Raw genomic sequence first — 24,655 nt, 5'->3', positions numbered from 1 at the left:
CCAATTCGGTTGAGGAACCGAACATCAACGCGCCGCGATGACGTCCCGCACCGCACAGGCGGGGTGGTCCGGTCAGGTGGGCCGGTCAGCCGAGCTGGGTCGCGAACGCCCTGTACGCCTCCTCGTCGAAGAGGACGAACCGCACCTCCTCGACCGCCGTGTCCGTCGCCCGTACGGTCCGTACCGCGATGCGGGCCGCGTCGTCGATGGGCCAGCCGTAGATGCCGGCGGAGACGGCGGGGAAGGCGACCGTGCGGGCACCGAGCTCGTCGGCGACGCGCAGCGACTCGCGGTAGCAGGAGGCGAGGAGGTCCGAGCGGTCGGTGTCGGGGGTGTGGCGCGGGCCGACGGTGTGGATCACCCACCGGGCGTCGAGCTCGCCGGCCGTGGTGGCGACCGCCTGGCCGGTGGGCAGGCCCTTGCCGTAGTGCGAGGCGCGCAGTCTGCGGCAGTCCTCCAGGATGGCGGGGCCGCCGCGTCGGTGGATCGCGCCGTCGACGCCACCGCCGCCGAGCAGCGAGGAGTTCGCCGCGTTGACGATGGCGTCGACGGACTGCCGGGTGATGTCGCCCCGGACGAGAGTGATGGTGGTCATGCCTCCATCCAAACCGCCGGGGTCACCGGACGCCTCCCGATATTCCGGGAGCCCGGTTACCAGGCCACCGGCAGGGACCGCACCCCGTGCACGGGGGACGTCGACAGGGGCAGATCGGCGGGGTGGACCGTGATGCGCAGGTCGGGGAGCCGGTCGAAGAGGGCGGGCAGGCCGATCTGGAGTTCGGCTCGGGCCAGGGACTGTCCGACGCACTGGTGCAGGCCGTGGCCGAAGGCGAGGTGGCCGGTGGCGTCGCGGCGGACGTCGAGGGTGTCGGGGTCGGCGAAGGCGGACGGGTCGCGGTTGGCGGACTGCAGGGCCACGACCACGCCCTCGCCCGCGCGGATGCGGACGCCGGCGATCTCGACGTCCTCGGTGGCGATCCGCCGCAGGCCCATGTGGGTGACGGTCAGATGGCGCAGCAGTTCCTCCACCGCGCCCGGCCACAGGGACGGATCGGCGCGCAGGGCGGCGAGCTGGTCGGGCCGGTCGAGCAGGGCGAGGACGGCCAGCGGGAACATGTTCGCGGTGGTCTCGTGGCCGGCGATCAGCAGCAGGGCGGCGACGCCGACGGCCTCCTCCGCGCTCGCCCCGCCGGTCGCCACATGGTCGGTGGCGAGCCGGGAGAGAAGATCGTCGGCGGGTTCGGCGGCGCGGGCGGCGAGCAGCTCGCCGAGGTGGCCGTGCAGGGCCGTGCGGGCGGCCATCCTCTCCTGCGGGGCGGACGTGGTGCCGATGAGGGTGGCCACCTGGCGGTGGAGGAAGGCGTGATCGTCGTACGGCACGCCGAGCAGCGCGCAGATGACACGGGTGGGCTGCGGCAGCGCGTACGCGGTCACGAGGTCGGCCTCGCGGGCGCCGCCGGCGGTCATGGCGTCGAGGAGTTCGGCGCACACGGTCGCGATGGCGGGGCGCAGGGCCTCGATACGGCGGAAGGTGAAGTCCGGGATCACCAGGCGCCGCAGCCGGGTGTGGTCCGGCGGGTCCATGACGAAGAACTGGCCCGGACCGCGCGGCGGTTGATGTGGTGTCAGGCCGGGGAATCCCTCCCGGGTCGCGTCGGCGCTGAAACGGGGGTCGGCGAGGATCGCGCGGGCGTCCTCGTAGCGGGTGATCAGCCAGGGGCTGTTGTCGCCCCAGAGGGTCACCCGGCGGACGGGTTCCTTCGCGCGCCATGTGGCGTACTCGGGTGCCGGGTCGAACAGGGGGCGGGTGGCGGGCAGCGGGGGGTGGGTCATGTGGACGCCTCCTTCGGCTGCGTCAGTCCGGCGAGGGAGAGCAGCAGCGACTTGATCTCGGTGGCCGGGTACGCCTCGCGGGTCAACTCCGGTGCGGAGCACAGGAGTACGGGGGCGTGGTCGGGGTCGTCGGGGAGGCGGCCGTGGCTGCCGCGCACGCCGGACGGGTCCAGCGGGACGGTGCGGATGCGGTACCGGAAACCGGCCTTCTTGCGCAGCACCGAGCCGACGGCCTTGAGTTTCACGGCCGGGACGGTGTCGTCGTAGAGGAGTTCGGCGGGGTCGTAACCGGGTTTGCGGTGGATCTCGACCTGGCGGGCGAAGTCGGGGGCGCGCTCGTCGTCGAGCCAGTAGTAGTACGTGAACCAGGCGTCGGGGTCGGCGAGGGCGACGAGGTCGCCGGAGCGCTCGTGGTCCAGGCCGTGGGTCTTCCGGCCGGCCTCGTCCAGCACCTGGTCCACTCCGTCGAGTTCGGCGAGCAGACCGGCGACGGTGGCGCGGTCGGCGGGGTCGCGGACGTAGACGTGGGCGATCTGGTGGTCGGCGACGGCGAAGGCGCGGGAGGTCCAGGGGTCGAGGTACTCCATGCCGTCCTGGGTGTGGACGTGGAGGAGTCCGGCGCGGCGCAGGGCGCGGTTGATGTCGACGGGGCGGGAGGCGGGCGCGATGCCGTACTCGCTGAGGGCCACCACGGTGGCGCCCTCACGCACGAAGTGGTCGATCAACGGGCGCAGGGCGTCGTCGAGTTCGCGGGCCGCCCGGGCGGTCTCGGGTGAGTCGGGGCCGGTGCGCTGGGGCTCGTAGTCGAGGTGGGGGACGTAGACGAGGGTGAGGTCGGGCCGTTTCTCGTCGAAGATCTGGCGGGCGGCGGCGAGGATCCACCGGGTGGAGGGCAGGCCGGCGTTGGGGCCCCAGTAGGTGAACAGGGGGAACGGGCCGAGGCGGTCGGTGAGTTCGGTGTGGAGTTCGGGCGGCCAGGTGTAGCAGTCGGGTTCCTTGCGGCCGTCGGAGTAGTAGACGGGGCGGGGGGTGACGGTCCAGTCGACGTCGGCGCCCATCGCGTACCACCAGCAGACGTTGGCGACGGTGTAGCCGGGGTCGGTGCGGCGGGCGGTCTCCCAGATCTTCTCGCCGCCGACGAGGGCGTTGTGCTGGCGCCACAGCAGGACCTCGCCGAGGTCGCGGAAGTACCAGCCGTTGCCCACCGCGCCGTGCACGGCGGGGAGTTCGCCGGTCAGGAGCGTGGACTGGACGGTGCAGGTGACGGCGGGCAGGACGGTGTCGAGCCGGGCGCGGGAGCCGCGCTCGCCGAGGGCGGAGACGGCCGGCATGTGGCGCAGCAGGTTCGGGGTGAGGCCGACGATGTCGAGGACGACGAGCCGGTTCATGAGGCTTCCTCCTTGAGTCCCAGGGCCGTCAACCGGTCGCGGGCCCAGGCGAGTTCGGCGGCGATGCCGCCGGGGAGGTCGGTGGGGGGTGTGGGCAGGACGGACCAGGTGTAGGTCTCGGCCTCGATGTGGTCGCACAGGGCGGTGGGGCCGCCGAGGAGTCCGGTGAGGACGTCGCCGAGGTGGCCGGCGGTCGTGGTGAGCGGTGGCTCGGGGTCGGCGTGCAGGGGTGCGTGGAAGTGGATGCGCCAGGGGGACGGGGGCAGGCCGCCGTCGAGCGCCTCGGGCAGGTCGTCGACGCCGGTCACCCGGCCCTCGTGGAGCGTGCGGGTCTGGTGCAGGAAGCGGGGTTCGGCGAGCCGGCGCAGGGCGGCGCGGGCGGCGGGCGCGGCCGGGTCGGCGGCCTCGACGGCGCAGGACGCCTGGAGCTTGACGACGGGCAGCCCGGCGGCGGCGAGGCGGGCGAGCGCGGCGCCCGGCTCCTCGAACTGGACGGCGAGATGGCAGGCGTCGAGGCAGACGCCGAGCCGGTCGGGGTCGAGGCCGCCGAGCCGGGCGGCGGCCTGTGCGGTGGTCTCGACGACGCATCCGGGTTCGGGTTCGAAGCCGACGCGGATACGGCGGCCGGTGGCGGTCTCGATCGCGGCGAGCCCGTCGGCGAGCCGGTCCAGGGCCCGGCGGGCGGTGTCGGCGCGCTCGGCCGGCCAGGGATCGCGCCAGGCCAGCGGCAGGGTGGAGACGCTGCCCCGTTCGGCGTCGTCGGGCAGGAGCGCGGCGAGCACCCGGGCGCAGTCCAGGGTGTGGCGCAGCCGGGCCTCGTCGGCCCAGTCGGGCAGATAGACGTCCCGCTTCACGACCTCGCGGTGGAACCCGGCGTAGGGGAAGGCGTTGAGGGTGACGGTCTCCAGGCCGCGCAGCCGGAGTTCGGTGCGCAGCCGCTCCAACGCCGCCTCGTCGGCGACGAGTTCGCGGACGACGTCCCGGGCGAGCCACAGCCCGATGCCGAGCCGGCCGACGCCCAGCCGTTCGCGTACGGGTTCGGCGTACGCGGCGAGTTGGGCGACGACTCCGGTGAGGTCTTCCGCCTGGTGGACGTTGCTGCAGTAGCCGAGGTGGACGGCGGTGCCGTCGGGGTGACGCAGACGCACGGGCTGTCACGCTCCCCCGCGCCGGATGGAGTTCCCCTCGAAACTGGAGGTGTCGTCCGGTCGGGGCTCGTCGAGGTCGAGGCGGCCGCTCTGACCGTAGAAGGCGACCGGGTTGCGCCACAGCACCTGGTCCACGGTGTCGTCGTCGAAGCCGGCCGCGAGCATGGCGTCGGCGGTCTTCCGCGTCTTCAGGGGGTCCGAACGGCCCCAGTCGGCCGCCGAGTTGACGAGGACCCGGTCGGTGCCGTGGGCCTGGAGGATCTCGACCATGCGGTCCTCGCTCATCTTCGTCCTCGGGTAGATCGAGAAGCCGGCCCAGCAGCCGCTGTCGAGGACCATGCCGACGGTGAGCTCGTTCAGATGGTCGAGGACGACCATCTCGGGGGCGATGCCGGAGGCGCGGACGACATCGAGGGTGCGGCGGGTGCCGGCGGCCTTGTCGCGGTGCGGGGTGTGCACCAGGGCGGGCAGGCCGTGGTCGATCGCCAGCTGGAGCTGGCGGGCGAGCGCGTCGTCCTCCTCGGGGGTCATCGAGTCGTAACCGATCTCTCCCACGGCGACCACGCGGTCCTTGGCGAGATAGCGGTCGAGTTCGTCGAGCACCGGGAGGCAGCGGGGGTCGTTGGCCTCCTTGGGGTTGAGGGCGATCGTGCAGAAGTGCTGGATGCCGAACTGGGCGGCGCGGTAGGGCTCCCAGCCGAGCAGTGCGTCGAAGTAGTCGTGGAAGCTCTGCGGCGAGGTGCGGGGCTGGCCGAGCCAGAAGGCGGGCTCGACGACCGCTCGGACGCCGGCGGCGTGCATGGCCTCGTAGTCGTCGGTGGTGCGGGAGGTCATATGGATGTGGGGGTCGAAGATGCGCACGGGTCAGTTCTCTTCCGAGGGTGCGAGGGCCGCGAGGGCGTGGGTGGCGGCATCGGGGCGGGTGGGGGCGAGCCGGTGGGCCCGTTCGGTGAGGCCGGCGGCGGTGTCGGGGTGGCGGCGGATCAGCGGCCAGACGTCGGCGGGCACGTCACGTCCGGCGGCGATCCGCTCGTGCGCGAAGTCGGCCAGCATCCGGGCGAGTTCGGCGTCGGCGCGGGTGTCGAGGCCCTGCACGCGGCGGAGCGGGATCTCGCAGAACACGCACTTGAGGACGGCCTGCCGGTACTCGGCGTCGGGCAGCCAGGCCGCCGCGTACGGCCCCAGGGCGGCCTCGACGACGGTGGTGTCATTGGCCCGCAGCGCCTCCCGGACGAGGGCGAGGGCGAGGGAGCGGAAGGGGGCGTCGGTGGGGCCGGTGGCTGGGGCGGCGGTGCGGTCGGTGGTGGGGTCGGTGACCGGGGTGGTGTCCGGGTGGCGGGGCCCTGGCGGGTCCAAGAGGGGCAACGCGCGTAGCACGGCGCGCTGTTCGGCCGGGTCGCCGTGGTGGAAGAGGTCGGCCACGGTGCGGGCGAGGGCCTCGGGGTCGCGGGGCAACGCGGTGAGCAGGACGGCGCGGGCGGCCTCGTCCGCGCTCCAGTGGTCGTCCAGCCGCTGCTGTCCGCAGCGGCGGCGGGCGGCGGGGAAGAGGACGCGGATCGCGGCGGGCGCGACGGCGACGCGTGCGGCGCCCTCGTCGAGCCAGGCGCGGGCCGCCTCGGGCAGCGCGGCGGCGAGCAGGGGGCGCGGGTCGGGGGGCGGCGCGGGCATCGGGCGGGTGCGGGGCATGGGTGGTCGGCCTCCGGTGGGGGGTGGGAGGAGCGGGGTACGCGTCGGAGAGGGCCTGGCGCGGCCCTCGCCGTACGGGTCGGCGGCGGGCTCGGTCAGGCCGTCGCCGCGCGGAGGAACTCCAGTGAGCGGCGGGCGACCTCGGGGGCGTCCAGGGCGGCGCCCTGGATCTCGACGGACACCAGGCCGGTGTGCCCGAGGTCGCGCAGGGCGGCCAGGACGGGCGGGAAGTCGATCTCGCCGGCGCCGAATTCGAGATGCTGGTGGATGCCGCGCCGCATGTCCTCGATCTGCACGTTCCGCAGCAGGGGCGCCGCGAGCCGGACGCAGTCCAGCAGGGGGCGCTCCTCCACGCAGTGGGCGTGGCCGATGTCGAGAGTGATCCCGAACAGCTCGTGTCCGCCGAGGAGTTCGGCGAGCCGCAGACAGCGTTCGACGGTGTCGACGAACATGTACGGCTCGGGTTCGAAGGCGAGCGCGACGCCGTACCGCTCGGCGGTGTCGAGCACGGTCCCGATCCCGGCGGCGAGCCGTTTGAAGGCATCCGCCTCCGATGTTCCCTCCGGAGCGGGTCCGCTGCACAAGTGGACGGTGGGCGAGCCGAGTTCGGCCGCGATGCGCAGGGCGCGGCGCAGCAGGTCGAGCCGGGCCTCGGCGCCGTCGGACATCAGGGTCGGCAGGTGCTTGCCGCGGGCGTCGAGGAGGAAGGGCGCGCCGGTCTCCACGGTGACGCGGAGGCCGTACCGTTCGAGGGATCTGCTCAGCGCGGTGACACGGGCGGGCAGGTCGTCGGCGTAGGGGTCGAGGTGGACGTGGTCGAGGGTGAGGGCCACGCCGTCGTAGCCGAGGTCGGCGAGGAGGGCGAGGACGTCGGCCAGGCGGTGGTGGGTGAAGCCGTTGGTGCCGTAGCCGAAGAGGAGGGGGGTGGGGGGTACATCCATGCTGACGGTTCCTCACACGGGCTGTCAGGTGGGGGATATGCGCCGCGCGAGCCGTCGCGCGAGGGGGTGCGCGGCGCCGAGGAACGCGGCCGCGGTGGGGGATCCGGCGCGCGCCGTGAGCGCGGCCTGGAGGGGCATGAGGGCGAGGATGCCGGCGCCGACGGCCTGTCGGACGTTCTCGGCGGACGGCTCGCGCACGGCCTTGAACTGGGCGGTTCCATAGGTGCCGAGATAGGCGAGGGCGCCCCCGGCGGCGAGGAGGGCGGCGGCCACCACCCGACTCCGCTGAGAGGCCCCAGCGTCACGCGGGCCCGGTGCGGCGCGTACGAGCGGTGCGGCGTCTGCGAGCGGTGCGGCGTCTGCGAGCCGTGCGCTCCGGGCGACCTGTGCAGCCCGTCCGACCGATGCGCTGCGTACGACCGAGGCAGCCCGCACCACCGACGCGGCCCGTGCCACCGGTGCCGCCGCCGTCGCCAGGGCGGTTGCCGTGGCTCCGGCGAGTGTCGTGGCCGGGACGCGGGCGGGGGCGCCGGCGATCTCGTGGCGGCTCAGCGTCATGAGCGTGTAGGTGTGCCCGCCGACCAGTGCGGCGGGAACGGCCCCCTGGCGCAGCGCGGCGCCCGCCGTGGGCGCGGTCGACAGCGCGCCCGTGAGGACGTTGACGGCGCGCGCCCCGGCCATCGCGGGGGCGCCGGCCGGCGTGTTCTTCAGGCCCAGGTCGTAGGCCCAGACCAGGCCCGTGAGGGGCAGGGCGCCGAGCATTCCGCGCCGGCCGCCCGTCACCGCGGCCAGTCCGAGGCCCGCCGCGGTGAGGCCGCCGGCGACGGCGAGCGCGGTGCGCCGCGGTACCCGGCCGGACGGGATGGGACGGTCGGGGCGCTCCACGGCGTCGGTCGTGGCGTCGGCGTAGTCGTTGAGGGCCATGCCCGCCCAGTAGAGGCAGACGGAGGAGGCCGTCGCTCCGAGGGTGCGGGCGTTCCACGGGCGGCCGGTGGCCGCCGCTCCGGCGAGTACGTCTCCCGGGACGCTCAGCGCGGCCGGCGCCCGGACGAGACTGATGAGGTCCCCCAGGCGCACGCCGGACCGGGCGTCGGAGCGGACGTCCGCTCTCCGATCCTTCATACCCGCACTGTAACCACCATGGTTGAACTTTCAACGCTCGTCCGGAAGATCACCGACGTGGCGAAGCCAACACCCGGGGATCTTCCCGAAACCGCACCGTGGGTGTAATACAACTCCCCCACGCACGGCCCCGGTTACCGGCTCACCCCTGCTGACGCAGCCTGCGCCACACGGCCTTCGCCGCGTTGTGCCCGGACATGCCGTGCACGCCGGGGCCGGGCGGGGTCGCCGAGGAGCAGATGAACACGTTCGGGTGCGGAGTGCCGTACGGGAAGAGGGACAGCTTGGGGCGCAGCATCAGCTGGAGGCCGGAGGCCGCGCCGGTGGCGATGTCGCCGCCGACGTAGTTGGCGTTGCGGGCGGCGAGTTCGGCCGGGCCCATCACGGCGCGGGCGAGGACGCGGTCGCGGAACCCCGGGGCGAAGCGCTCCAGTTGGGCCTCCATGGCGTCCGTGAGATCGCCCGTCCAGCCGTTGGGCACATGGCCGTACGCCCAGAAGACCTGCTTGCCCTCCGGGGCCCGCGTCGGGTCGACGACCCCGGGCTGCACGGTGATCAGGAAGGGTCTGTCGGGCGCGCGGCCCTCCCGGGACGCGGCGTGCAACGCGGCCCCGATCTCCGCGCTGTCCGCCCCGATCTGCACCGTGCCGGCGACGCGCGCCTCGGGCGCGGTCCAGGGCACCGGCCCGTCCAGCGCGTAGTCGATCTTGAAGACGCTGGGGCCGTACCGGAAGTTGTCGTAGTAGCGGCCGAAGCCGGCGATACGGGCCAGCGCGGTCGGCGAGGTGTCGAAGACGTAGGCGCGGGCCGGGGGGAGGTCGTCGAGGCGCTTGACCTCGAAGTCGGTGTGGATGACGCCGCCGAGGTCCTTGAGGTAGGCGGCGAGGGCGTCGGAGATGGACTGCGAGCCGCCCCGGGGCACGGGCCAGCCGCGGGCGTGCGCGGCCAGGGCGAAGACCAGGCCGACGGCGCCGGTGGCGAAGCCGCCCAGCGGGGCCATGACATGGGCGACCAGGCCGGCGAAGACGGTCTTGGCGGGCTCGTCGCGGAAGCGGCGGGTCAGCCAGGTGGACGGGGGCAGCCCGGCCAGGCCGAAGCGGGCGAGGGTGACCGGGTCCCGGGGCAGGGCGGTCAGCGGCAGGGACATGAAGTCCCGGGCCAGGGTGTCCCACCTGGCCAGGAAGGGCTCCACCAGACGGCGGTACGTCCCGGCGTCGCGGGGGCCGAAGGAGGCGGCGGTCTCCGCGACCGACTTCGACAGCACGGCGGCGCTGCCGTCGGGGAAGGGGTGCGCCATCGGCAGGTCGGCGTGCAGCCACTCCAGGCCGTACCGCTCCAGGGGCATGGCGCGGAACGCGGGCGAGTTGATGCCGAGGGGGTGTGCGGCGGAGCACGGGTCGTGCCGGAAGCCCGGCAGGGTGAGCTCCTCGGTGCGGGCACCCCCGCCCACCGTGTCGCGCGCTTCGAACAGGGCCACGGAGAAGCCGCGCCGGGCCAGCTCCACGGCAGCGGTCAGCCCGTTCGGCCCCGCTCCCACCACGACCGCATCGAGCATCGACGGCACTTCGGACCCCTTCGTCAGCCGACGGCCTCCCAGGGGCTCAGGATATGCCGGGGGTCCGACGGACCCGGCGCCACGGGTGGGTTCAGGCCGCGCACCCGCGAACCGGCCGGGCCGACCTGATCGGACAGGTCGGACAGGTCGGACAGCTCAGCCAGGTCGGCCGATCCGGGGCCGCCCCCGCTCCGGCCCTCCGCTCACCCCTCCCCCGCCAGCAGTCCCCGCACCCGGTGAGCCGTGGCCGCGTCACGCGCCGCGGTGAAGGGCAGGGCGTTGCCGCCGGTGATGCGGAACGGCTCGCCCGACAGGGTGAGGTGGGCGCCGCCCGCCTCCTCGACCAGGAGCAGGCCGGCCGCGTGGTCCCAGGCGGCCTCCCAGGAGAACGCGGTGGCGTCCAACCGGCCCCGGGCGATGGCGAGATACTCCAGGCCGGCCGATCCGCAGGCGCGCGGCGCGACGCCGTCGCTCCACAGGCCGAGCAGGGCGCGCTTCTGCTCGTCGGTCGTGTAGTCCGGGTGGGACGTGGCCACTTCGAGGTCCCGGCCGGGAGCGGGCGGGCCCGCGTGGAGCCGGACGCCGTCGAGGAAGGCGCCGCCGCCGCGCACGGCGGTGGCGAGCTGGTCGCGGGCGGGCGCGTACGTCCACGAGGCCAGCACGACGCCGCGCCGGGCGAGCGCGACCAAGGTGCAGAAACCGTCGTCGCCGTGCACGAACTGCCGGGTGCCGTCGACGGGGTCGACTATCCACACCGGTGCGTCGCCCCGTATCGCCGCGTATGTCGCCGGGTCGGCGTGGACGGCTTCCTCGCCGACCACCACCGAGCCGGGCAGCAGGCTGCCGAGCACGCCGGTGAGATACAGCTCGGCGTTGCGGTCGGCGTCCGTCACCAGGTCGTGCGGGCCGCTCTTCTCGTCGACCTCGTGCGCGGCGAGCCGGCGGAAGCGGGGCATGATCTCGGCCGCGGCGGCCTTGCGGACCGCCTCCTCCACGTCGGCCGAGTGGCGGGCGAGAAACTCGTCGATGGTTTCCGTGTCTACGATCATGCCTCCATGACACCACGCCCCACTGACAATCCTCCCCCGCCCCGTGCACACCGGGTGGAATCGGGATGAACACCCGACTCCGGCGCCCGGAAGGCTGCCGACGGGGTGCTCAGCGGCCCACGGCGTAGCCCTGCATCCCCCGGGGGTTCGCGGCCGCGGACAGGATCCCGGTGCGCGGGTCGCGGGACACCGCGCACATCCGCCCCTCCGACCAGGGGTCGGCGAGCGTCACCACATGGCCGCGCCGGCGCAGCTCCGCCACGGTGTGCGGGTCCATGCGGGACTCCACGGTGACGCTGCCCGGGCGCATCCCGCGCGGGTAGAAGGAGCCGGGGAAGCTGTCGTTGTGCCAGTTCGGGGCGTCGACGGCGCCCTGGAGGTCGAGGCCGCCGCGCACGGGCGCGCGCAGCGCGACGGACAGGAAGAAGTGCAGCTGCCACTGGTCCTGCTGGTCACCGCCGGGCGTACCGAAGGCCAGCACCGGGACCCCGTCCCGCAGCGCGATCGACGGGGTGAGGGTGGTGCGGGGGCGGCGGCCGGGCGTGAGGGAGTTCGGCAGGCCCTCCTCCAGCCAGGTCATCTGCAGCCGGGAGCCGAGGGGAAAGCCCAGCTCGGGCACGACCGGGTTGGACTGGAGCCAGCCACCGCTGGGCGTGGCCGCGATCATGTTGCCCCACCGGTCGACGATGTCGATGTGGCAGGTGTCGCCGCGGGTGGTGCCGTCGTGGCCGACCTCGGGCCCGCCGGGGACCGGGGCGGCCGGCGCCTTCGCGACCGTGGGTTCGCCGATGCCCATCGGGTTGAAGAAGGTCGGCTCCTCGGTGATCACCACGGCGGAGAGCTCGCTCAGTCTCGGCTCTCGCCCGCCGGGGCTGCCGGGCCGCAGGTCGTGGGAGGCGGTGTCACCGACGAGGGCCCGCCGCGCGGCGTTGTACTCGGGCGACAGCAGGTCGGTGAGCGGCACGTCGGCGGCGTCGCCGTACCAGGCCTCTCGGTCGGCCATGGCGAGCTTGCAGCCCTCTATCAGGAGGTGGACGTAGTCGGCGGAGCCGTAGCGGGGCAGTTCGGGCGGGAGCAGCGCGAGCTGCTGGAGGAACGCGGGACCCTGGCTCCAGGGTCCGACCTTGCACACCGTCCAGCCGTTCCAGTCGTACGTCGCCGGCGTCTCGTAGGTCGCGGACCAGCCGGCGAGATCGGCGGCGGTGAGCGTGCCGGTGTGGTGCTCGCCGCTGGTGTCCAGGGTGGGCCGCTCGGACTGCCGTACCAGGGCCTCGCCGATGAACCCGGAGCGCCACACCTCCCGCGCGGCCTCGATGCGCGCCTCCCGGTCACCGGCGCCGGCGGTCTCGGCGAGCAGCCGCTTCCAGGTGGCGGCGAGCGCGGGGTTGCGCAGGAGCGTGCCGGGCCGGGGCGACCGGCCGTCGGGCAGGTACACCTCGGCGGACGACGTCCACTCCTTCTCGAACAGTTCGCGCACCGACTCGACGGTGTAGCCGACGTACTCCACGGGCGCGTGCCCGTGCTCGGCGTAGCCGATGGCGTACTTCAGGACGTCGTCGAGGGACTTGGTGCCGTGGTCGCGCAGCAGGAGCATCCACGCGTCGAAGGCGCCCGGCACGGCGGCGGCGAGCGGTCCGGTGCCGGGGACGAGGTCGAGTCCGAGCCCCCGGTAGTGGGCGACGCTCGCCCCGGCCGGGGCGACGCCCTGCCCGCACAGCACCCGCACCTCGCCGCCCGCCGGGGCGAGCAGGATGGGCACCTCGCCGGCCGGCCCGTTCAGATGCGGTTCGACGACGTGGAGCACGAAGGCGCCGGCCACGGCGGCGTCGTAGGCGTTGCCCCCGTCCTCCAGGACGGCCATGGCCGACTGGGAGGCCAGCCAGTGGGTGGACGACACCATGCCGAAGGTGCCCTGGAGGGTGGGTCGGGTGGTGAACACGGGCTGCTCCTCACGTCTCGACAACCGCCCGATGATCGCACGGGGCCTCGCGCCGGATCGCGGCATCAAGACGATAAACGGACAGATATCACCGCACGGACACCCCCTCGGAACCGGGGCGCTGTGACCGTGTCACCACGGAGCGAGTTGACACTTCCGCCTCACAGACAGTCGTGTGACACTGGCGTCCCGTGTCCGCAGTGCGGACTGACCCGCACCGTCCCCCACAAAGAAGTGCGTCGTGCGTCCTCTCTCCCTGCCGCTCGCTCTCACCGCGCGCCTGTCGCCCGTGGTCGTGCTCGCCTGCGCGGGCTGGGCACTGACCTCCGGACCGTTCGCCGCCGAGAAGGACACCGCGGCCAAGGACACGCAGCGGACGCAGTCCGAGTCGGCGTCCGGACCGTCCTCCACGGCCGTGTCCAGAACGTACGCGGCGTCACCCGCGCCCTGCACCGGAGTGGCCGCGAAGACGGTCGCCGCGCTCGTGCCGAACGCCAAGCCGGCGGGCAAGGAGATCCCGTCGACCGACTCCCAACTGCGCCGCACCTGCTCGTGGAACGCGCTCAAGGGCTACGACTACCGCTGGCTCGACGTCACCTACGAGATCATGGAGTCGGACGACGCCGCCCGGAGCGCCTACCAGGAGCGGACCGCGGAGAAGAGCGGCGGCGGTGCCGTGCCGGGACTCGGCGACCAGGGGTACTCCGTGGTCAACCTGACCACCGAGGACAAGCAGCAGACCCGTGAGGGCGTGGTGATCGCGCGCGCGGCCAACGCCCTGGTGGTCGTCACCTACAACGGCAGCGACTTCGAGACGAAGAAGGCGCCGAGCACGGACGAGATCAACAAGGGCGCGATCAGGGCCGCGAAGGACGCCGTGGCCGCGCTGGCGGGCAAAAGCGGAACCGGTAGCGGTAGCGGTAACAGCACCGGAAGCGGTGGCGCGGGCGGGAGCGCGTCCGGCAGCCCGAGCCCGAGTCCCAGCCCGAGCGTCGGCGGCGGTGCCGACACGGCGAAGAGCTAGCAAAGCCGAGAGCGGCCGGATGGTTCCGGCCGCCCTCGGTCCGTTCCGTCGCGTCACGCGTCGGCCGTGTCCCGGCCCCGCAGCAGCATCAGGGCCAGATAGAGCACCATCGAGGTGCCGAGGCCCACCGCCCAGCCGTAGTCGGCGAGGGGCTCCAGGGCCGGGATGGGCCGGCCGTCGATCAATGGCTTGAAATTGGCCCCGCCGACCGCCAGCACACCGCCCGCCAGGAAGGCGACGACGGCCCGCCAGTTCCAGCCGCCGTCGTACCAGTAGCGGCCGCCCGTGCGGTACAGGTCGACCAGGTCGAGCCTGCCGCGGCGCAGGATCCAGTAGTCGGCGATGAGGATCCCGGCGACCGTGCCGAGCAGACCGCCGACCAGGCCGAGCCAGGTGAAGATGTAGCCCTGCGGGTCGGAGTACAGCTTCCACGGGAAGATCAGCACACCGAGCACGCAGGTGACGAGCGCGCCGGTGCGGAAACTGATCCTCCGGGGCGCGATGTTGGAGAAGTCGAAGGCCGGCGAGACCAGGTTGGCCGCGATGTTCACGGACAGGGTCGCGACGAGCACGGTGACGAGCGCGTACAGCAGACCGACGACGTTGTCGGTCTTGGCCGCCAGCTGCACCGGGTCCCAGACGGGCTCGCCGTACACGGCCTGCGAGCCGGAGGTCACCATCACGGACAGGAACGCGAACAGCGTCATGGTGGTGGGCAGTCCGAGCGCCTGGCCCCAGGTCTGCGCCTTCTGGCTTCTGCCGTAGCGCGTGAAGTCGGGGATGTTCAGCGACAGCGTCGACCAGAAGCCGATCATGCCCATGAGGGACGGCCAGAACAGCTTCCAGAAGTCACCGCCCCAGCCCAGCTTGGACGGCTGGTCGAGCAGCGGGCCGAGGCCGCCGGCCTTGTCGCTCATCCAGATCAGCATCACGAAGGCGCCGACGAGGACGAAGGGGGCCGCCCAGTTCTCGAAGCGGCGGATGGTCTCCATGCCCCGGTAGATGATGGCCACCTGGAGCGCCCAGAACAGCGCGAAGGACAGCCACATCGTCCAGGCGTAGCCGCCGATCTTCCCGGCGTCGCTCCAGCCGTCGCCGATCAGCTTGCCGGCGAGGAAGAAGATGGCCTCGCCGCCGATCCAGGTCTGGATGCCGAACCAGCCGCACGCCACCAACGCCCGTACGACGGCGGGGAGGTTGGCGCCCCGGATGCCGAAGGAGGCGCGGGCGAAGACGGGGAAGGGGATGCCGTACTTCGGTCCGGCGTGCCCGGTGAGCAGCATCGGCACCAGCACGATGACGTTGGCCAGCGCGATGGTCAGCACGGCCTGCTTCCAGTCCATGCCGACGGCGATCAGGCCCGAGGCGAGCGTCCAGGACGCCGTGTTGTGGGCCATGCCGACCCACAGCGCGGAGAAGTTGTACGTCGTCCAGGTGCGCTTCTCCACGGGGACGGGGAGGAGGTCCTCGTTGGCGTAGGGGCCGCTGGGCTGCGGTGCGCCGGGGGCGATCTCCACCCGGCCGTCGGCGAGCGTGACTTGGGAGGACGGCGGTATGGCCGTGGGAGCGGTGTCGGTCATGGGCAGGCCAATCAAACGAGGGGCGGATCCGGAAAGGCCGTGCGGGTCTCCGGCCCCCTCCCCTGGGGACGGGGAGGGGAGAACAGGAGTGGGGGGAGGGGGAGTCGGGCGGGGTCAGCCGTTGAGGGCGGGGATGACCGTCGTGCCGTACGTGTCGATGACCTTCTCCTGCGCGTCGTGCATGTCGTAGACGGCGAACTGGTCGACGCCCAGCTCGCGCAGGGCGTTCAGCTTCTCGATGTGCCTCTCGGGCGGTCCGATGAGGCAGAACCGGTCGACGATCTCGTCGGGCACGAACTGGGTGTCGGGGTTGTCCGCGCGCCCGTGGTGGGAGTAGTCGTACCCCTCGCGGGCCTTGATGTAGTCGGTGAGTTCCTCGGGGACCTGCGCGGAGTGCTCGCCGTACTTCGCCACCAGGTCGGCGACGTGGTTGCCGACCATGCCGCCGAACCAGCGGCACTGGTCGCGGGCGTGGGCGAGGGCCTCGGGCGAGTCGTCGTCGGTGACGTAGGCGGGGGCGGCGACGCAGATCTTCACCTCGGAGGGGTCGCGCCCGGCCGCGGCGGCCGCGTCCTTCACGGCCTTGACCATGTACTCGGTGAGGTAGAGGTCGGCGAGCTGGAGGATGAACCCGTCGGCCTCCTCGCCGGTCATCTTGAGCGCCTTCGGGCCGTACGCGGCCATCCAGACGGGGAGTTCGGCGCCCGGCTTGATCCACGGGAACCTGACGACGGCGCCGCCGCCCAGGTCGGCCTCCTCGCCCCGGCCGAGCGCGCGGATGACCTTCATGGCGTCACTGATACGGGCCAGGGTGTTGGGCTTGCGGCCCGCGACGCGCATCGCGGAGTCACCGCGGCCGATGCCGCACACCGTGCGGTTGCCGAACATGTCGTTGAGGGTGGCGAAGGTCGAGGCGGTGACCTCCCAGGTGCGGGTGCCCGGGTTGGTGACCATGGTGCCGACGGTCAACTTCTGGGTGTTCGCGAGGATCTGACTGTAGATCACGAACGGCTCCTGCCAGAGCACGGCGGAGTCGAAGGTCCAGCCGTAGGTGAAGCCGTTGCGCTCCGCCCGTTTCATCAGGCTGACGACCTTCGAGGCCGGCGGGTCGGTCTGCAGGACGAGTCCGAAGTCCATGGGCGCCTCTCCTAGTTGAGGTACTGACAGGTCGAGCGCGGGGTGTAGGCGCCGTGCCCGGCGCGTCCGGTGAACTCCCGCTCGGTGATGACGGGTTCGCCACGGGAGAGGACCGTCTCGACGCGGCCCGTGATCCGCTTGCCCTCGTACGCCGAGTAGTCGACGTTCATGTGGTGGGTCTCGGCGGAGACGATCTGCTCGGCGTGCGGGTCGTAGATGACGACGTCGGCGTCGGCGCCCGGGGCGATGGTGCCCTTCTTCGGGTACAGGCCGAACATACGGGCCGGGGTGGCGCAGGCGATCTCGATCCACCGGCGGCGGCTGATGTGTCCGTCGACGACGGCCTGGTGGAGCAGGTCCATACGGTTCTCGACGCCCGGCAGACCGTTGGGGATCTTCGAGAAGTCGCCTCGGCCGAGCTCCTTCTGACCCACGAAGCAGAAGGGGCAGTGGTCGGTGGAGACCACCTGGAGGTCGTTCGTCCTCAGTCCCTGCCACAGCTTCGCCTGGTGCTCCTTGGGCCGCAGAGGCGTGCTGCACACGTACTTGGCGCCCTCGAAGTCCGGTTCGGCGAGGTTGTCCGTCGACAGGAACAGGTACTGCGGGCAGGTCTCGCCGAAGACGTTGAGCCCCTCGTCACGCGCCCGCGCCAGCTCGGCGACCGCCTCCATCGCGGAGACGTGCACCACGTACAGCGGCGCGCCGGCGACCTGCGCGAGCTTGATGGCGCGGTGGGTGGCCTCGGCCTCCAGAAGGGCCTTGCGGACCTCGCCGTGGTAGCGCGGATCGGTCTCCCCGCGGGCCAGCGCCTGCTCGACGAGGACGTCGATGGCGATGCCGTTCTCCGCGTGCATCATGATCAGTCCGCCGTTGTCGGCGGAGCGCTGCATGGCGCGCAGGATCTGGCCGTCGTCGCTGTAGAAGACGCCGGGATAGGCCATGAACTGCTTGAAGGAGGTGACGCCCTCCTCGACCAGCAGGTCCATCTCCTTGAGCGTCTCCTGGTTCACATCGGAGACGATCATGTGGAAGGCGTAGTCGATGGCGCAGTTGCCCTCGGCCTTGCCGTGCCAGGCGTCCAGGCCCTCGCGCAGGGTGTGGCCGACGCTCTGCACGGCGAAGTCGACGATGGTCGTCGTACCGCCCCAGGCGGCGGCGCAGGTGCCGGTCTCGAAGGTGTCGGAGGCGGAGGTGCCGCCGAAGGGCAGTTCCATGTGGGTGTGGGCGTCGACGCCGCCCGGGATCACGTACTTCCCGCTCGCGTCGATGACCCGCTCGGCGGTCCACGCCTCGGCGGCCGGGGTCCCGGAGGCCGCGAGCGCGGCGATGCGGCCGTCCTCGATGAGGACGTCGGCGTGGATCTCGTCGGACGCGGTGACGACGAGGCCGCCGCGGATGACGGTACGGCTGCTCATGCTCCCTCTCCTTTTGACGGACGTTGCTGGAGGCTGCGCGTGCCCCGCGGGCCCGACCCCCGTTCACCGGGCCCGCGGGAGTGCCCGGCGGCGGTCAGGGAGCGGTCAGCGGGCCGTACGCGTCGGGTCGGCGGTCGCGGAAGAACTGCCAGCGGTCGCGGACCTCGCGCAGCTTGGCCAGGTCGAGGTCGCGGACGACCAGTTCGGTCTCCTTGTCGCTCGCCACCTCGCCGACGAACTGGGCCTCGGGGTCCACGAAGTACGACGTGCCGTAGAAGTCGTTGTCGCCGAGGTCCTCGACACCGACCCGGTTGATCGCGCCCACGAAGTACTCGTTGGCGACGGCCGCCGCGGGCTGCTCCAGCTGCCACAGATAGCGGGACAGGCCGCGTGAGGTGGCCGAGGGGTTGAAGACGATCTCCGCGCCTTCCAGGCCCAACGCCCGCCAGCCTTCCGGGAAGTGGCGGTCGTAGCAGATGTAGACGCCGATGCGGCCGACGGCGGTGTCGAAGACGGGCCAGCCGGCGTTGCCGGGGCGGAAGTAGAACTTCTCCCAGAATCCCGGCACTTGGGGGATGTGATGCTTGCGGTACTTGCCCAGGTACCGGCCGTCCGCGTCGATCACGGCGGCCGTGTTGTAGAGGACGCCGGGCTGCTCCTCCTCGTACATCGGCAGGATCAGGACGAGGCCGAGTTCCCTGGCGAGCGCCTGGAAGCGCTGGACGATCGGGCCGTCGGGAACCGCCTCCGCGTACTCGTAGAACGCCTTGTCCTGGACCTGGCAGAAGTAGGGCCCGTAGAACAGCTCCTGGAAGCACAGCACCTGAGCGCCCTGCGCGGCCGCGTCGCGGGCCGCCTGCTCGTGTACCTGGATCATCGATTCCTTGTCGCCCGTCCACGCGGTCTGGAAGAGGGCGGCACGGATCACTCTGCTCATCGGGACCTCCGGTCGCTCGGTGTGCGAGAAGACTAGGAAGTCCGAAAACCGGCTTTGAGGTGCAGCGTGTCACGTCTGCGGGTGTGCGGCGTGCCACGGTGTCACCCTTGCGTGGACCCATGTTTCACCGCCGTTTTCCCAGGTCGTGGCATGTTTCAGCTCTGTTGCGCGTCATGCGCGAGGAGCGCGATGAGCACCGACGCGGCCTGCTCGAAGTCGTCGAGGTCCACACCGAGCCGGCCCTGTATCGCCTCCAGGCGGCGGTACAGCGCCGGCCGGGAGACGTGGTGGAGCTGGGCGGTGCGGGACTTGTTGCGTCCGGTGGCGAGGTAGGTGCGCAGCACGGCCAGCAGGTCGTCGTCGGCCGGGCACAGCAGCCCGTCCAGCTCCCGCTCCGCGAAGGACTGCACCTGGGGGTGGTCCCGCAACAGGCGAATCAGCCCGCGCAGATGAACGTCCCGGAGCCGGACGACGGCCGGCAGGTCGAGGGCGGCCGCGGAGTCGGCCACGGCGTCGGCGACGTGCTGGGCCTCGCGCAGCCCGGCGGGCACGTCGTCCCAGGCGGTGCGCGGGTCGGCGGCGGCGACCACCGTCTGCGTCGACCCGGTCTCCGTCCGCAGCCGGGCCGCGAAGTGCGCGGTGAGGGTGGCCGCGTCCTGGTCGCGGGCGAGGCTGAGCAGCACGGCGATCGCCTCGTCGGCGAGTTCGGCGACCAGTCCGGACAGGCCCAGCATCCGCAGCACCCGGTCGAGCCCGGCCGGCTCGCCGTGGCGTACGACCAGCGGCACGAAGGTGCGCCGGTTGACCGGGAGTCCGGCGGCCCGCGCGCGGGGCAGCAGCTGCCGGGCCGGTACGACGCCGCTCACCAGGTCGGTGAGCAGGCTCTGCGCGGACTGCTCCTCCCAGGTGTGCGCGGAGGCGCCGCCGAGCATGCGGTGCAGCACGAGGGCCTCGGCGGCCCGGTCGGCGAGCAGGCGTCCGGTGGCGGTGTCGCCACGGTAGCCGCACAGCACGATCCGCCCCCAGCGCTCGCCGCGCCCGCCGAGTTCGGCGCGGATCCAGCCGTCTCCCTCGCTGCCGCCGGCCTGCCGGGAGATGCGTTCCCAGTCGCGCAGGACGTCGTCCACGGCGGGCCGCTCCCCCGCCGTGCCGAGGACGCGGTGGGCGAGGTTGGTGACCACGACCGGGCAGGCGCTGTGCTGCGCGATCTCGTCGAGCAGGCGCTGCAGCGGGGCGCCCGCGGTGATGAGCCCGGTGAGGGCGGTCCGCACGGACTCGGAGAGGCTGACGGCGGCGAACTTGCGCCGCACCAGCCGGGACTGGACCTCCTCCGTCAACTCCGCGAAGGGGAAGGGTCGGTGGAGGACGACCAGGGGCAGTCCGCAGCGCTCGGCGGCCCGCCGCATCACGTCCGGCGGCGCGGGGAAGGCCCGGCCCAGGCCCAGGACGACGGCCGCGGCCTCCGCGCGGTGCAGGGACTGGATGTACTCGGCCTGCTTCTCCTCGTCGCCGGCGAGCAGCACCCCGGTGGTGAGGACCATCTCGCCGCCGCTGAGCATCACGCCCACATCGGGCGCCTCCGCCACGTGCACCCAGCGCACCGGCCGGTCGAGCTGGGCCGCGCCGGCCACCACCTCGGGCTCCCCGGCGAGCACCCGTTCCAGGGTCAGCACCTGGCGCACGGACAGCGCCGGTTCGAGGGTCCCGAAGGTGGTGGTCATGGCGGCTTTCCCTTGCTCGGGTCCTACGGTTGCAGGCTCCGCAGAGCGCGTTCGAGGACGGCGGCGCCCTCCTCGGCCTCGGCGACCGTGAGGGACAGGGGCGGGGCGATACGCAGGACGCTGGTGTTGTGGCCGCCGCCCTTGCCGAGGAGCAGACCGCCCGCGCGGGCCGCCTCCAGCACGGCGGACGCGGCGTCCGGATCGGCCTGGTCGGTGCCGGGTCGCACCAGCTCGACGCCGATCATCAGGCCGCGTCCGCGCACCTCGCGCACGTGCGGGATCTGCGCGGCGACGGCCCGCAGCCGCTCGATGAGCAGCCCGCCGACGCGCCGGGCGTTGCCCTGGAGATCGTGTTCCAGCAGGTACGTGAGGTTGGCGAGGCCGGCGGCCATGGTGAGCTGGGTGCCGCCGAACGTCGAGATGCTGTTGGCGTCCAGGCAGTTCATGATCTCGGCGCGGGCGACGACCCCGCCGATGGACATGCCGTTGCCGATGCCCTTGGCGAAGGTGACGATGTCCGGCGGGCCGTTCCTGCCGTGCGCCTGCCAGCCCCAGAAGTTGTCGCCGGTGCGGCCCCAGCCGGTCTGCACCTCGTCGGCGATCCACAGGATCCCGTGTTCGTTCAGCACCTCGCGGAAGGCCGCGTACAGTCCGTCGGGCGGGGAGGTGAAGCCGCCGACGCCCTGGATCGGCTCGGCGATCAGCGCGGCCGGCGGTCGGGTGTGCCCGAGCAGGTCCCTCAGGTCCTCGACACAGGCCGCGATGAAGTCGGCGTCGTCGAGTCCGGCGTACGGTCCGCGTGTACGGACGCCGCCGTGGACGTAGAGCGTCTGGAGCGGGGAGAGCGAGGTGGGGGACCAGCCGCGGTTGCCGGTGATACCGACGGCGCTGAAGGAACGGCCGTGGTAGCTGTTGCGCATGGCCAGGACGGTGTTGCTGCGCCGGTACGTCGTGGCGAGCAGCAGGGCGGTGTCGTTGGCCTCGGTGCCGGAGGTGGTGAAGAAGACGCGGGCGTCGGGGATGGCGCTCGTCTTCGCGATGCGCTCGGCGAGTTCGACCATCGGACGGTTGAGGTACAGGGTCGAGGAGTGGATGATCCGCCCGGCCTGTTCGCTCACCGCCTTCGTCACCTCGGGCAGGGCGTGCGCGGTCATCGTCGTCAGGATGCCGCCGAAGAAGTCGAGATAGCGGTTTCCGTCGGCGTCCCAGACGTGCCGGCCCTCGCCGTGGGTGATCTCCAGCGGGTCCTCGTAGTACAGCGCGAGCCAGTCGGGAAGGACGAGACGGTGTCGGGCGTAGAGGTCGCTCACGGCCGCACCAGCCCGTCGTAGGCGTCGGGCCGGCGGTCGCGGTAGAAGGCCCACTGCTGCCGCACCTCGTCGATGATGTCGAAGTCGAGGTCGCGGACGAGGAGTTCCTCCTTGGTGTCGCTCGCCACGTCCCCGACGAACTGGCCGCGCGGGTCCACGAAGTAGCTCGTGCCGTAGAAGTCGTTGTCGCCGTAGATCTCCTGGCCGACGCGGTTGATCGCGGCGATGTAGTACTCGTTGGCGACGGCGGCCGCGGGCTGCTCCAGCCGCCACAGGTAGGCCGAGAGGCCCCGGTGCGTGGCGGACGGGTTGTAGACCAACTGGGCGCCGTTCAGGCCGAGTTGGCGCCAGCCCTCCGGGAAGTGGCGGTCGTAGCAGATATAGACGCCGACCTTGCCGACGGCGGTGTCGAAGACGGGCCAGCCGAGGTTGCCCGGCTTGAAGTAGTACTTCTCCCAGAAGCCTCTGACCTGCGGGATGTGGTGCTTGCGGTATTTGCCGAGGTAGGTGCCGTCGGCGTCGATCACGGCCGCGGTGTTGAAGTAGAAACCGGACTGCTCGACCTCGAAGACCGGCACGACGATCACCATGCCGGTCTCCCGCGCGAGCGCCTGCATACGACGCACGGTCGGCCCGTCGGGCACCGGCTCCGCCCAGCGGTAGTGCTCCGGTTCCTGGACCTGGCAGAAGTAGGGGGCGTTGAAGACCTCCTGGAAACCGATGACCTTCGCGCCCTGCCGGGCCGCCTCCCGGGCGTGCTCCTCGTGTTTCGCCACCATGGACTCGGTGTCGCCGGTCCAGGTGGCCTGGACCAGGGCGGCACGTACGACGTTGGCCATGAGCTGCTCCTTCGACGGTCCTCAGAGCGTCTACGCGCGTGTACGCCGACGGTAAGTCGCAAAACCCCTGCCGGGAAGGATGCGGGCCCACTCGATCGGGTGAATCGCGTCCGGGGTGCCCGGGGGCGGTGCGGTGAACGGGGTGCCCGGGGGCGGTGCCGTCCGCTCCGAGCCGGTCAGGCGGTGAATCCGGCGACCCTTAACGCGTGCACCAGGTCCCAGCGGCGCTCGTCCGAGACGCCCCCGGCGGCCTCCAGGAGCAGCGGTACGAGGGTGCGCGGGTCCGGGGCGACGCTGCGGGCCGCCTCTTCGGGGGCGCGGACCCGGACGTACGCGTCGAGCAGCGCCCGTACCTCGCGGCGGCGGCCCTGTGCGACCAGCCCGCGTACGGCCTCGCCGATCTCGTCGGCGGGCCGGGCGACGCCCTGCCGCAGGATCTGCTCCCCGTCCGCGCCGCGGCCGTCCGCGACGAGCGCGTCCGCCGCGGCGACGAGCCGGTCGGCGGGCAGCGAGGCGGCCTCCCACAGCAGGGTGGCCCAGTCGGCGCCGAGCCCGGCGTGCTGGAGCTCGGCGGCGAGCAGCGGAATGCGCGGGGCGGGCCAGTACGCCAGCTCGACGAGCAGCGCGTGCGCCTCTCCGCTGCGCCCCTCGTTCCGCAGCCGCACCAGCCGCCGCACGGCCTCGGCGGTCTCCTTCCGCGCGGCCGCGTCCACCTGCTCGGCCGGCGGTCGCTCCGGCACGGTCCCTACGTCGTCGGCGGCGCCGGCGAACCGTGCGCCCCGGGGACCGCGGCCGGCGTCGACGACGGGAGGGGCCAGGTCCGGAACGACGGCCTCGGCGGGCACGGCGACGGCGTCATCGCCGTCCTCGACCATCCCGGCGAAGCGCGCACTGCCTCGCCGACGCTTGCGTTGCTTCGGGACCACGGGGGCCTGGGCGGGAGATACAGGGGTGGGAGACGTGGCGCCGTGGCCCGGCGTCGGTACCGGCTCGCCCTCTCGGGTGTGACCCGGTGTCGTATCAGGAGCAGTCGCCGTCGCCCCCACCCCGGCGCCGCCGGTCACGGGGACGGTGACCCCGGTCGTACCCGTACCGGTCCAGCGCGGGTCCGCCATCGCGCGCCGGTCCGCCTCCGCCATCCGCTGCCGGAGTTCCGCGCAGCGGGCCGTGGCGCGTTCGTGGTCGTCGTGGGCCCAGGCGAGGTCCACGCGCAGGGCGTCGGCCTCCTCGCGGGTGGTGGCGGCGGCGAGCAGTCTGCCGAGCTGGGCCTGGCGCTCGGCGGCGTAGCGCTGTTCGCGGAGCATCACGTCGAGGCGGTCCCCGAGCGCGTCCCGCCCGCCGGGCAGCGCGTCGTACGCGACGAGCGCGGCGGCGTGCAAGGGCCGCGCCTGCTCGGCCTCCTGCTGTGCGGTCGGGGTGCCGTACGCGGCGGCGACATCCTGGAGCAGGGCCTCGACCACGTCCCAGGGCGGCACCTCACGCCCGTCGACGCAGGCCCGCATGCCCTCCGGGTCGCGCTGCCAGAACACGGCGGCCCACCCGGCGTTCTGGTCCAGCCGCGCCAGCAGACCGTCCAGGTAGTGCGCGAACTCCCGTACCTCCCCCGGGAGTTGTTCCACCGTCATCGCTCGACCCCCGCCCCGCCCGGAACACTCGGCTCCGAGCGAACACCAGCTGTGTTACAGCGCGGCTACAGGGAGTTTTCGAAGGGGACGCGACACGCTCTTGGCGCGATCTCGACGCTCGTGCGCGCGGACCGGCCCGCCCGGCCCCTCAGATCGCGGCGAGCGCGCACCGCCCGGCCAGCTCGTCCATGGACAGCCCGAGGGCGGTGGCGAGCGCGGCGACGGTGAAGAAGGCCGGTGTAGGGGCCCGTCCGGTCTCGATCTTGCGGAGCGTCTCGGCGGAGATTCCCGCGACCGACGCCACCTCGGCCATGCTGCGGCCGCCACGGGCCTCGCGCAGCAGCCGGCCGAGCCGTTCGCCGCGTTCACGCTCTTCGGGGGTGAGCGGGGTGCGTACCATGCCACC

20 protein-coding genes and 1 pseudogene are annotated in these 24,655 nt (G+C 72.7%); 1 reads left to right on the top strand and 20 read right to left on the bottom strand.

Annotated features, from left to right (window positions below; all coding sequences use genetic code 11):
* Window positions 1-85: 85 nt before the first annotated feature.
* From ACZ5NW_RS02360 to ACZ5NW_RS02310, 11 genes are all read right to left on the bottom strand, one after another.
* Window positions 86-595: an O-acetyl-ADP-ribose deacetylase gene (locus ACZ5NW_RS02360; RefSeq protein ID WP_468741818.1), complete on the bottom strand. Its 510-nt coding sequence runs from the start codon at window positions 593-595 to the stop codon at window positions 86-88.
* Window positions 596-651: 56 nt separating this feature from the next.
* Window positions 652-1,833, bottom strand: coding sequence for a cytochrome P450 (locus ACZ5NW_RS02355; protein ID WP_468741817.1), 1,182 nt, complete (start codon window positions 1,831-1,833; stop codon window positions 652-654).
* A complete protein-coding gene (locus ACZ5NW_RS02350; protein ID WP_468741816.1) occupies window positions 1,830-3,221 on the bottom strand; it encodes an alkaline phosphatase family protein in 1,392 nt (463 codons plus the stop codon). Before ACZ5NW_RS02350 ends, ACZ5NW_RS02355 begins: the two co-directional genes overlap by 4 nt.
* Entirely contained in the window at window positions 3,218-4,369 is a 1,152-nt protein-coding gene (gene eboE / locus ACZ5NW_RS02345; RefSeq protein ID WP_468741815.1) for a metabolite traffic protein EboE, read from the bottom strand. The genes ACZ5NW_RS02350 and eboE overlap by 4 nt, the downstream gene beginning before the upstream one ends.
* Window positions 4,370-4,375: 6 nt before the next feature.
* The gene (locus tag ACZ5NW_RS02340; RefSeq protein WP_468741814.1) at window positions 4,376-5,230 is read right to left on the bottom strand and encodes a TatD family hydrolase; all 855 of its coding nucleotides are present in this window, start codon (window positions 5,228-5,230) and stop codon (window positions 4,376-4,378) included.
* Between the two features lie 3 nt (window positions 5,231-5,233).
* Window positions 5,234-6,055 carry an EboA domain-containing protein gene (locus tag ACZ5NW_RS02335; protein WP_468741813.1) on the bottom strand — a complete coding sequence of 274 codons (822 nt, stop codon included), beginning with the start codon at window positions 6,053-6,055 and terminating at the stop codon, window positions 5,234-5,236.
* Between the two features lie 95 nt (window positions 6,056-6,150).
* Window positions 6,151-6,996, bottom strand: a complete 846-nt coding sequence (locus tag ACZ5NW_RS02330; protein ID WP_468741812.1) for a sugar phosphate isomerase/epimerase family protein — start codon at window positions 6,994-6,996, stop codon at window positions 6,151-6,153.
* A gap of 24 nt (window positions 6,997-7,020) precedes the next feature.
* Window positions 7,021-8,118: an SCO3242 family prenyltransferase gene (locus ACZ5NW_RS02325; protein ID WP_468741811.1), complete on the bottom strand. Its 1,098-nt coding sequence runs from the start codon at window positions 8,116-8,118 to the stop codon at window positions 7,021-7,023.
* Window positions 8,119-8,260: 142 nt separating this feature from the next.
* Complete coding sequence (locus tag ACZ5NW_RS02320) at window positions 8,261-9,673, bottom strand: phytoene desaturase family protein (protein ID WP_468741810.1); 1,413 nt, start codon at window positions 9,671-9,673, stop codon at window positions 8,261-8,263.
* 203 nt (window positions 9,674-9,876) lie between these two features.
* Window positions 9,877-10,722 carry an inositol monophosphatase family protein gene (locus ACZ5NW_RS02315; RefSeq protein WP_468741809.1) on the bottom strand — a complete coding sequence of 282 codons (846 nt, stop codon included), beginning with the start codon at window positions 10,720-10,722 and terminating at the stop codon, window positions 9,877-9,879.
* Between the two features lie 109 nt (window positions 10,723-10,831).
* Window positions 10,832-12,661 carry a gamma-glutamyltransferase family protein gene (locus ACZ5NW_RS02310; RefSeq protein WP_468741808.1) on the bottom strand — a complete coding sequence of 610 codons (1,830 nt, stop codon included), beginning with the start codon at window positions 12,659-12,661 and terminating at the stop codon, window positions 10,832-10,834.
* A gap of 241 nt (window positions 12,662-12,902) precedes the next feature.
* Here ACZ5NW_RS02310 and ACZ5NW_RS02305 point away from each other — a divergent pair.
* Window positions 12,903-13,556: pseudogene (locus tag ACZ5NW_RS02305) on the top strand (hypothetical protein); the annotation flags it as partial.
* Between the two features lie 182 nt (window positions 13,557-13,738).
* Here the strand turns inward: ACZ5NW_RS02305 and ACZ5NW_RS02300 are convergent.
* The 9 genes from ACZ5NW_RS02300 to ACZ5NW_RS02260 all read right to left on the bottom strand — a co-directional run bounded on the left by ACZ5NW_RS02300 (window position 13,739) and on the right by ACZ5NW_RS02260 (window position 24,649).
* Window positions 13,739-15,265 (bottom strand): NCS1 family nucleobase:cation symporter-1, encoded by a 1,527-nt coding sequence (locus ACZ5NW_RS02300; RefSeq protein ID WP_468741807.1) that lies wholly within the window; start codon window positions 15,263-15,265, stop codon window positions 13,739-13,741.
* A gap of 114 nt (window positions 15,266-15,379) precedes the next feature.
* A complete protein-coding gene (locus ACZ5NW_RS02295; protein ID WP_468741806.1) occupies window positions 15,380-16,402 on the bottom strand; it encodes a TIGR03842 family LLM class F420-dependent oxidoreductase in 1,023 nt (340 codons plus the stop codon).
* Between the two features lie 11 nt (window positions 16,403-16,413).
* Window positions 16,414-17,817: a dihydropyrimidinase gene (hydA, locus tag ACZ5NW_RS02290; RefSeq protein ID WP_468741805.1), complete on the bottom strand. Its 1,404-nt coding sequence runs from the start codon at window positions 17,815-17,817 to the stop codon at window positions 16,414-16,416.
* A gap of 94 nt (window positions 17,818-17,911) precedes the next feature.
* The gene (locus ACZ5NW_RS02285; protein WP_468741804.1) at window positions 17,912-18,754 is read right to left on the bottom strand and encodes a nitrilase-related carbon-nitrogen hydrolase; all 843 of its coding nucleotides are present in this window, start codon (window positions 18,752-18,754) and stop codon (window positions 17,912-17,914) included.
* Window positions 18,755-18,909: 155 nt separating this feature from the next.
* Window positions 18,910-20,475: a PucR family transcriptional regulator gene (locus ACZ5NW_RS02280; protein ID WP_468741803.1), complete on the bottom strand. Its 1,566-nt coding sequence runs from the start codon at window positions 20,473-20,475 to the stop codon at window positions 18,910-18,912.
* Between the two features lie 23 nt (window positions 20,476-20,498).
* The gene (locus ACZ5NW_RS02275; RefSeq protein WP_468741802.1) at window positions 20,499-21,785 is read right to left on the bottom strand and encodes an aspartate aminotransferase family protein; all 1,287 of its coding nucleotides are present in this window, start codon (window positions 21,783-21,785) and stop codon (window positions 20,499-20,501) included.
* Window positions 21,782-22,624 carry a nitrilase-related carbon-nitrogen hydrolase gene (locus ACZ5NW_RS02270; protein WP_468741801.1) on the bottom strand — a complete coding sequence of 281 codons (843 nt, stop codon included), beginning with the start codon at window positions 22,622-22,624 and terminating at the stop codon, window positions 21,782-21,784. Before ACZ5NW_RS02270 ends, ACZ5NW_RS02275 begins: the two co-directional genes overlap by 4 nt.
* 176 nt (window positions 22,625-22,800) lie before the next feature.
* Complete coding sequence (locus ACZ5NW_RS02265; protein WP_468741800.1) at window positions 22,801-24,249, bottom strand: hypothetical protein; 1,449 nt, start codon at window positions 24,247-24,249, stop codon at window positions 22,801-22,803.
* A gap of 148 nt (window positions 24,250-24,397) precedes the next feature.
* The gene (locus ACZ5NW_RS02260; protein WP_468741799.1) at window positions 24,398-24,649 is read right to left on the bottom strand and encodes a helix-turn-helix domain-containing protein; all 252 of its coding nucleotides are present in this window, start codon (window positions 24,647-24,649) and stop codon (window positions 24,398-24,400) included.
* Between the last annotated feature and the right edge of the window lie 6 nt (window positions 24,650-24,655).

Source organism: Streptomyces sp. NPDC032126 (assembly GCF_055580085.1).
Note: the sequence above shows the minus strand (reverse complement) of the source record. Positions and strands in the feature narration are given on the sequence as shown.

Excerpts from the sequence above, each read along its gene's own strand:
- ACZ5NW_RS02360 (WP_468741818.1), bottom strand. The coding sequence starts at position 595 with ATGACCACCATCACTCTCGTCCGGGGCGACATCACCCGGCAGTCCGTC.
- ACZ5NW_RS02355 (WP_468741817.1), bottom strand. The coding sequence starts at position 1,833 with ATGACCCACCCCCCGCTGCCCGCCACCCGCCCCCTGTTCGACCCGGCA.
- ACZ5NW_RS02350 (WP_468741816.1), bottom strand. The coding sequence starts at position 3,221 with ATGAACCGGCTCGTCGTCCTCGACATCGTCGGCCTCACCCCGAACCTG.
- ACZ5NW_RS02335 (WP_468741813.1), bottom strand. The coding sequence starts at position 6,055 with ATGCCCCGCACCCGCCCGATGCCCGCGCCGCCCCCCGACCCGCGCCCC.
- ACZ5NW_RS02330 (WP_468741812.1), bottom strand. The coding sequence starts at position 6,996 with ATGGATGTACCCCCCACCCCCCTCCTCTTCGGCTACGGCACCAACGGC.
- ACZ5NW_RS02325 (WP_468741811.1), bottom strand. The coding sequence starts at position 8,118 with ATGAAGGATCGGAGAGCGGACGTCCGCTCCGACGCCCGGTCCGGCGTG.
- ACZ5NW_RS02320 (WP_468741810.1), bottom strand. The coding sequence starts at position 9,673 with ATGCTCGATGCGGTCGTGGTGGGAGCGGGGCCGAACGGGCTGACCGCT.
- ACZ5NW_RS02315 (WP_468741809.1), bottom strand. The coding sequence starts at position 10,722 with ATGATCGTAGACACGGAAACCATCGACGAGTTTCTCGCCCGCCACTCG.
- ACZ5NW_RS02300 (WP_468741807.1), bottom strand. The coding sequence starts at position 15,265 with ATGACCGACACCGCTCCCACGGCCATACCGCCGTCCTCCCAAGTCACG.
- ACZ5NW_RS02295 (WP_468741806.1), bottom strand. The coding sequence starts at position 16,402 with ATGGACTTCGGACTCGTCCTGCAGACCGACCCGCCGGCCTCGAAGGTC.
- hydA (WP_468741805.1), bottom strand. The coding sequence starts at position 17,817 with ATGAGCAGCCGTACCGTCATCCGCGGCGGCCTCGTCGTCACCGCGTCC.
- ACZ5NW_RS02285 (WP_468741804.1), bottom strand. The coding sequence starts at position 18,754 with ATGAGCAGAGTGATCCGTGCCGCCCTCTTCCAGACCGCGTGGACGGGC.
- ACZ5NW_RS02280 (WP_468741803.1), bottom strand. The coding sequence starts at position 20,475 with ATGACCACCACCTTCGGGACCCTCGAACCGGCGCTGTCCGTGCGCCAG.
- ACZ5NW_RS02270 (WP_468741801.1), bottom strand. The coding sequence starts at position 22,624 with ATGGCCAACGTCGTACGTGCCGCCCTGGTCCAGGCCACCTGGACCGGC.
- ACZ5NW_RS02265 (WP_468741800.1), bottom strand. The coding sequence starts at position 24,249 with ATGACGGTGGAACAACTCCCGGGGGAGGTACGGGAGTTCGCGCACTAC.
- ACZ5NW_RS02260 (WP_468741799.1), bottom strand. The coding sequence starts at position 24,649 with ATGGTACGCACCCCGCTCACCCCCGAAGAGCGTGAACGCGGCGAACGG.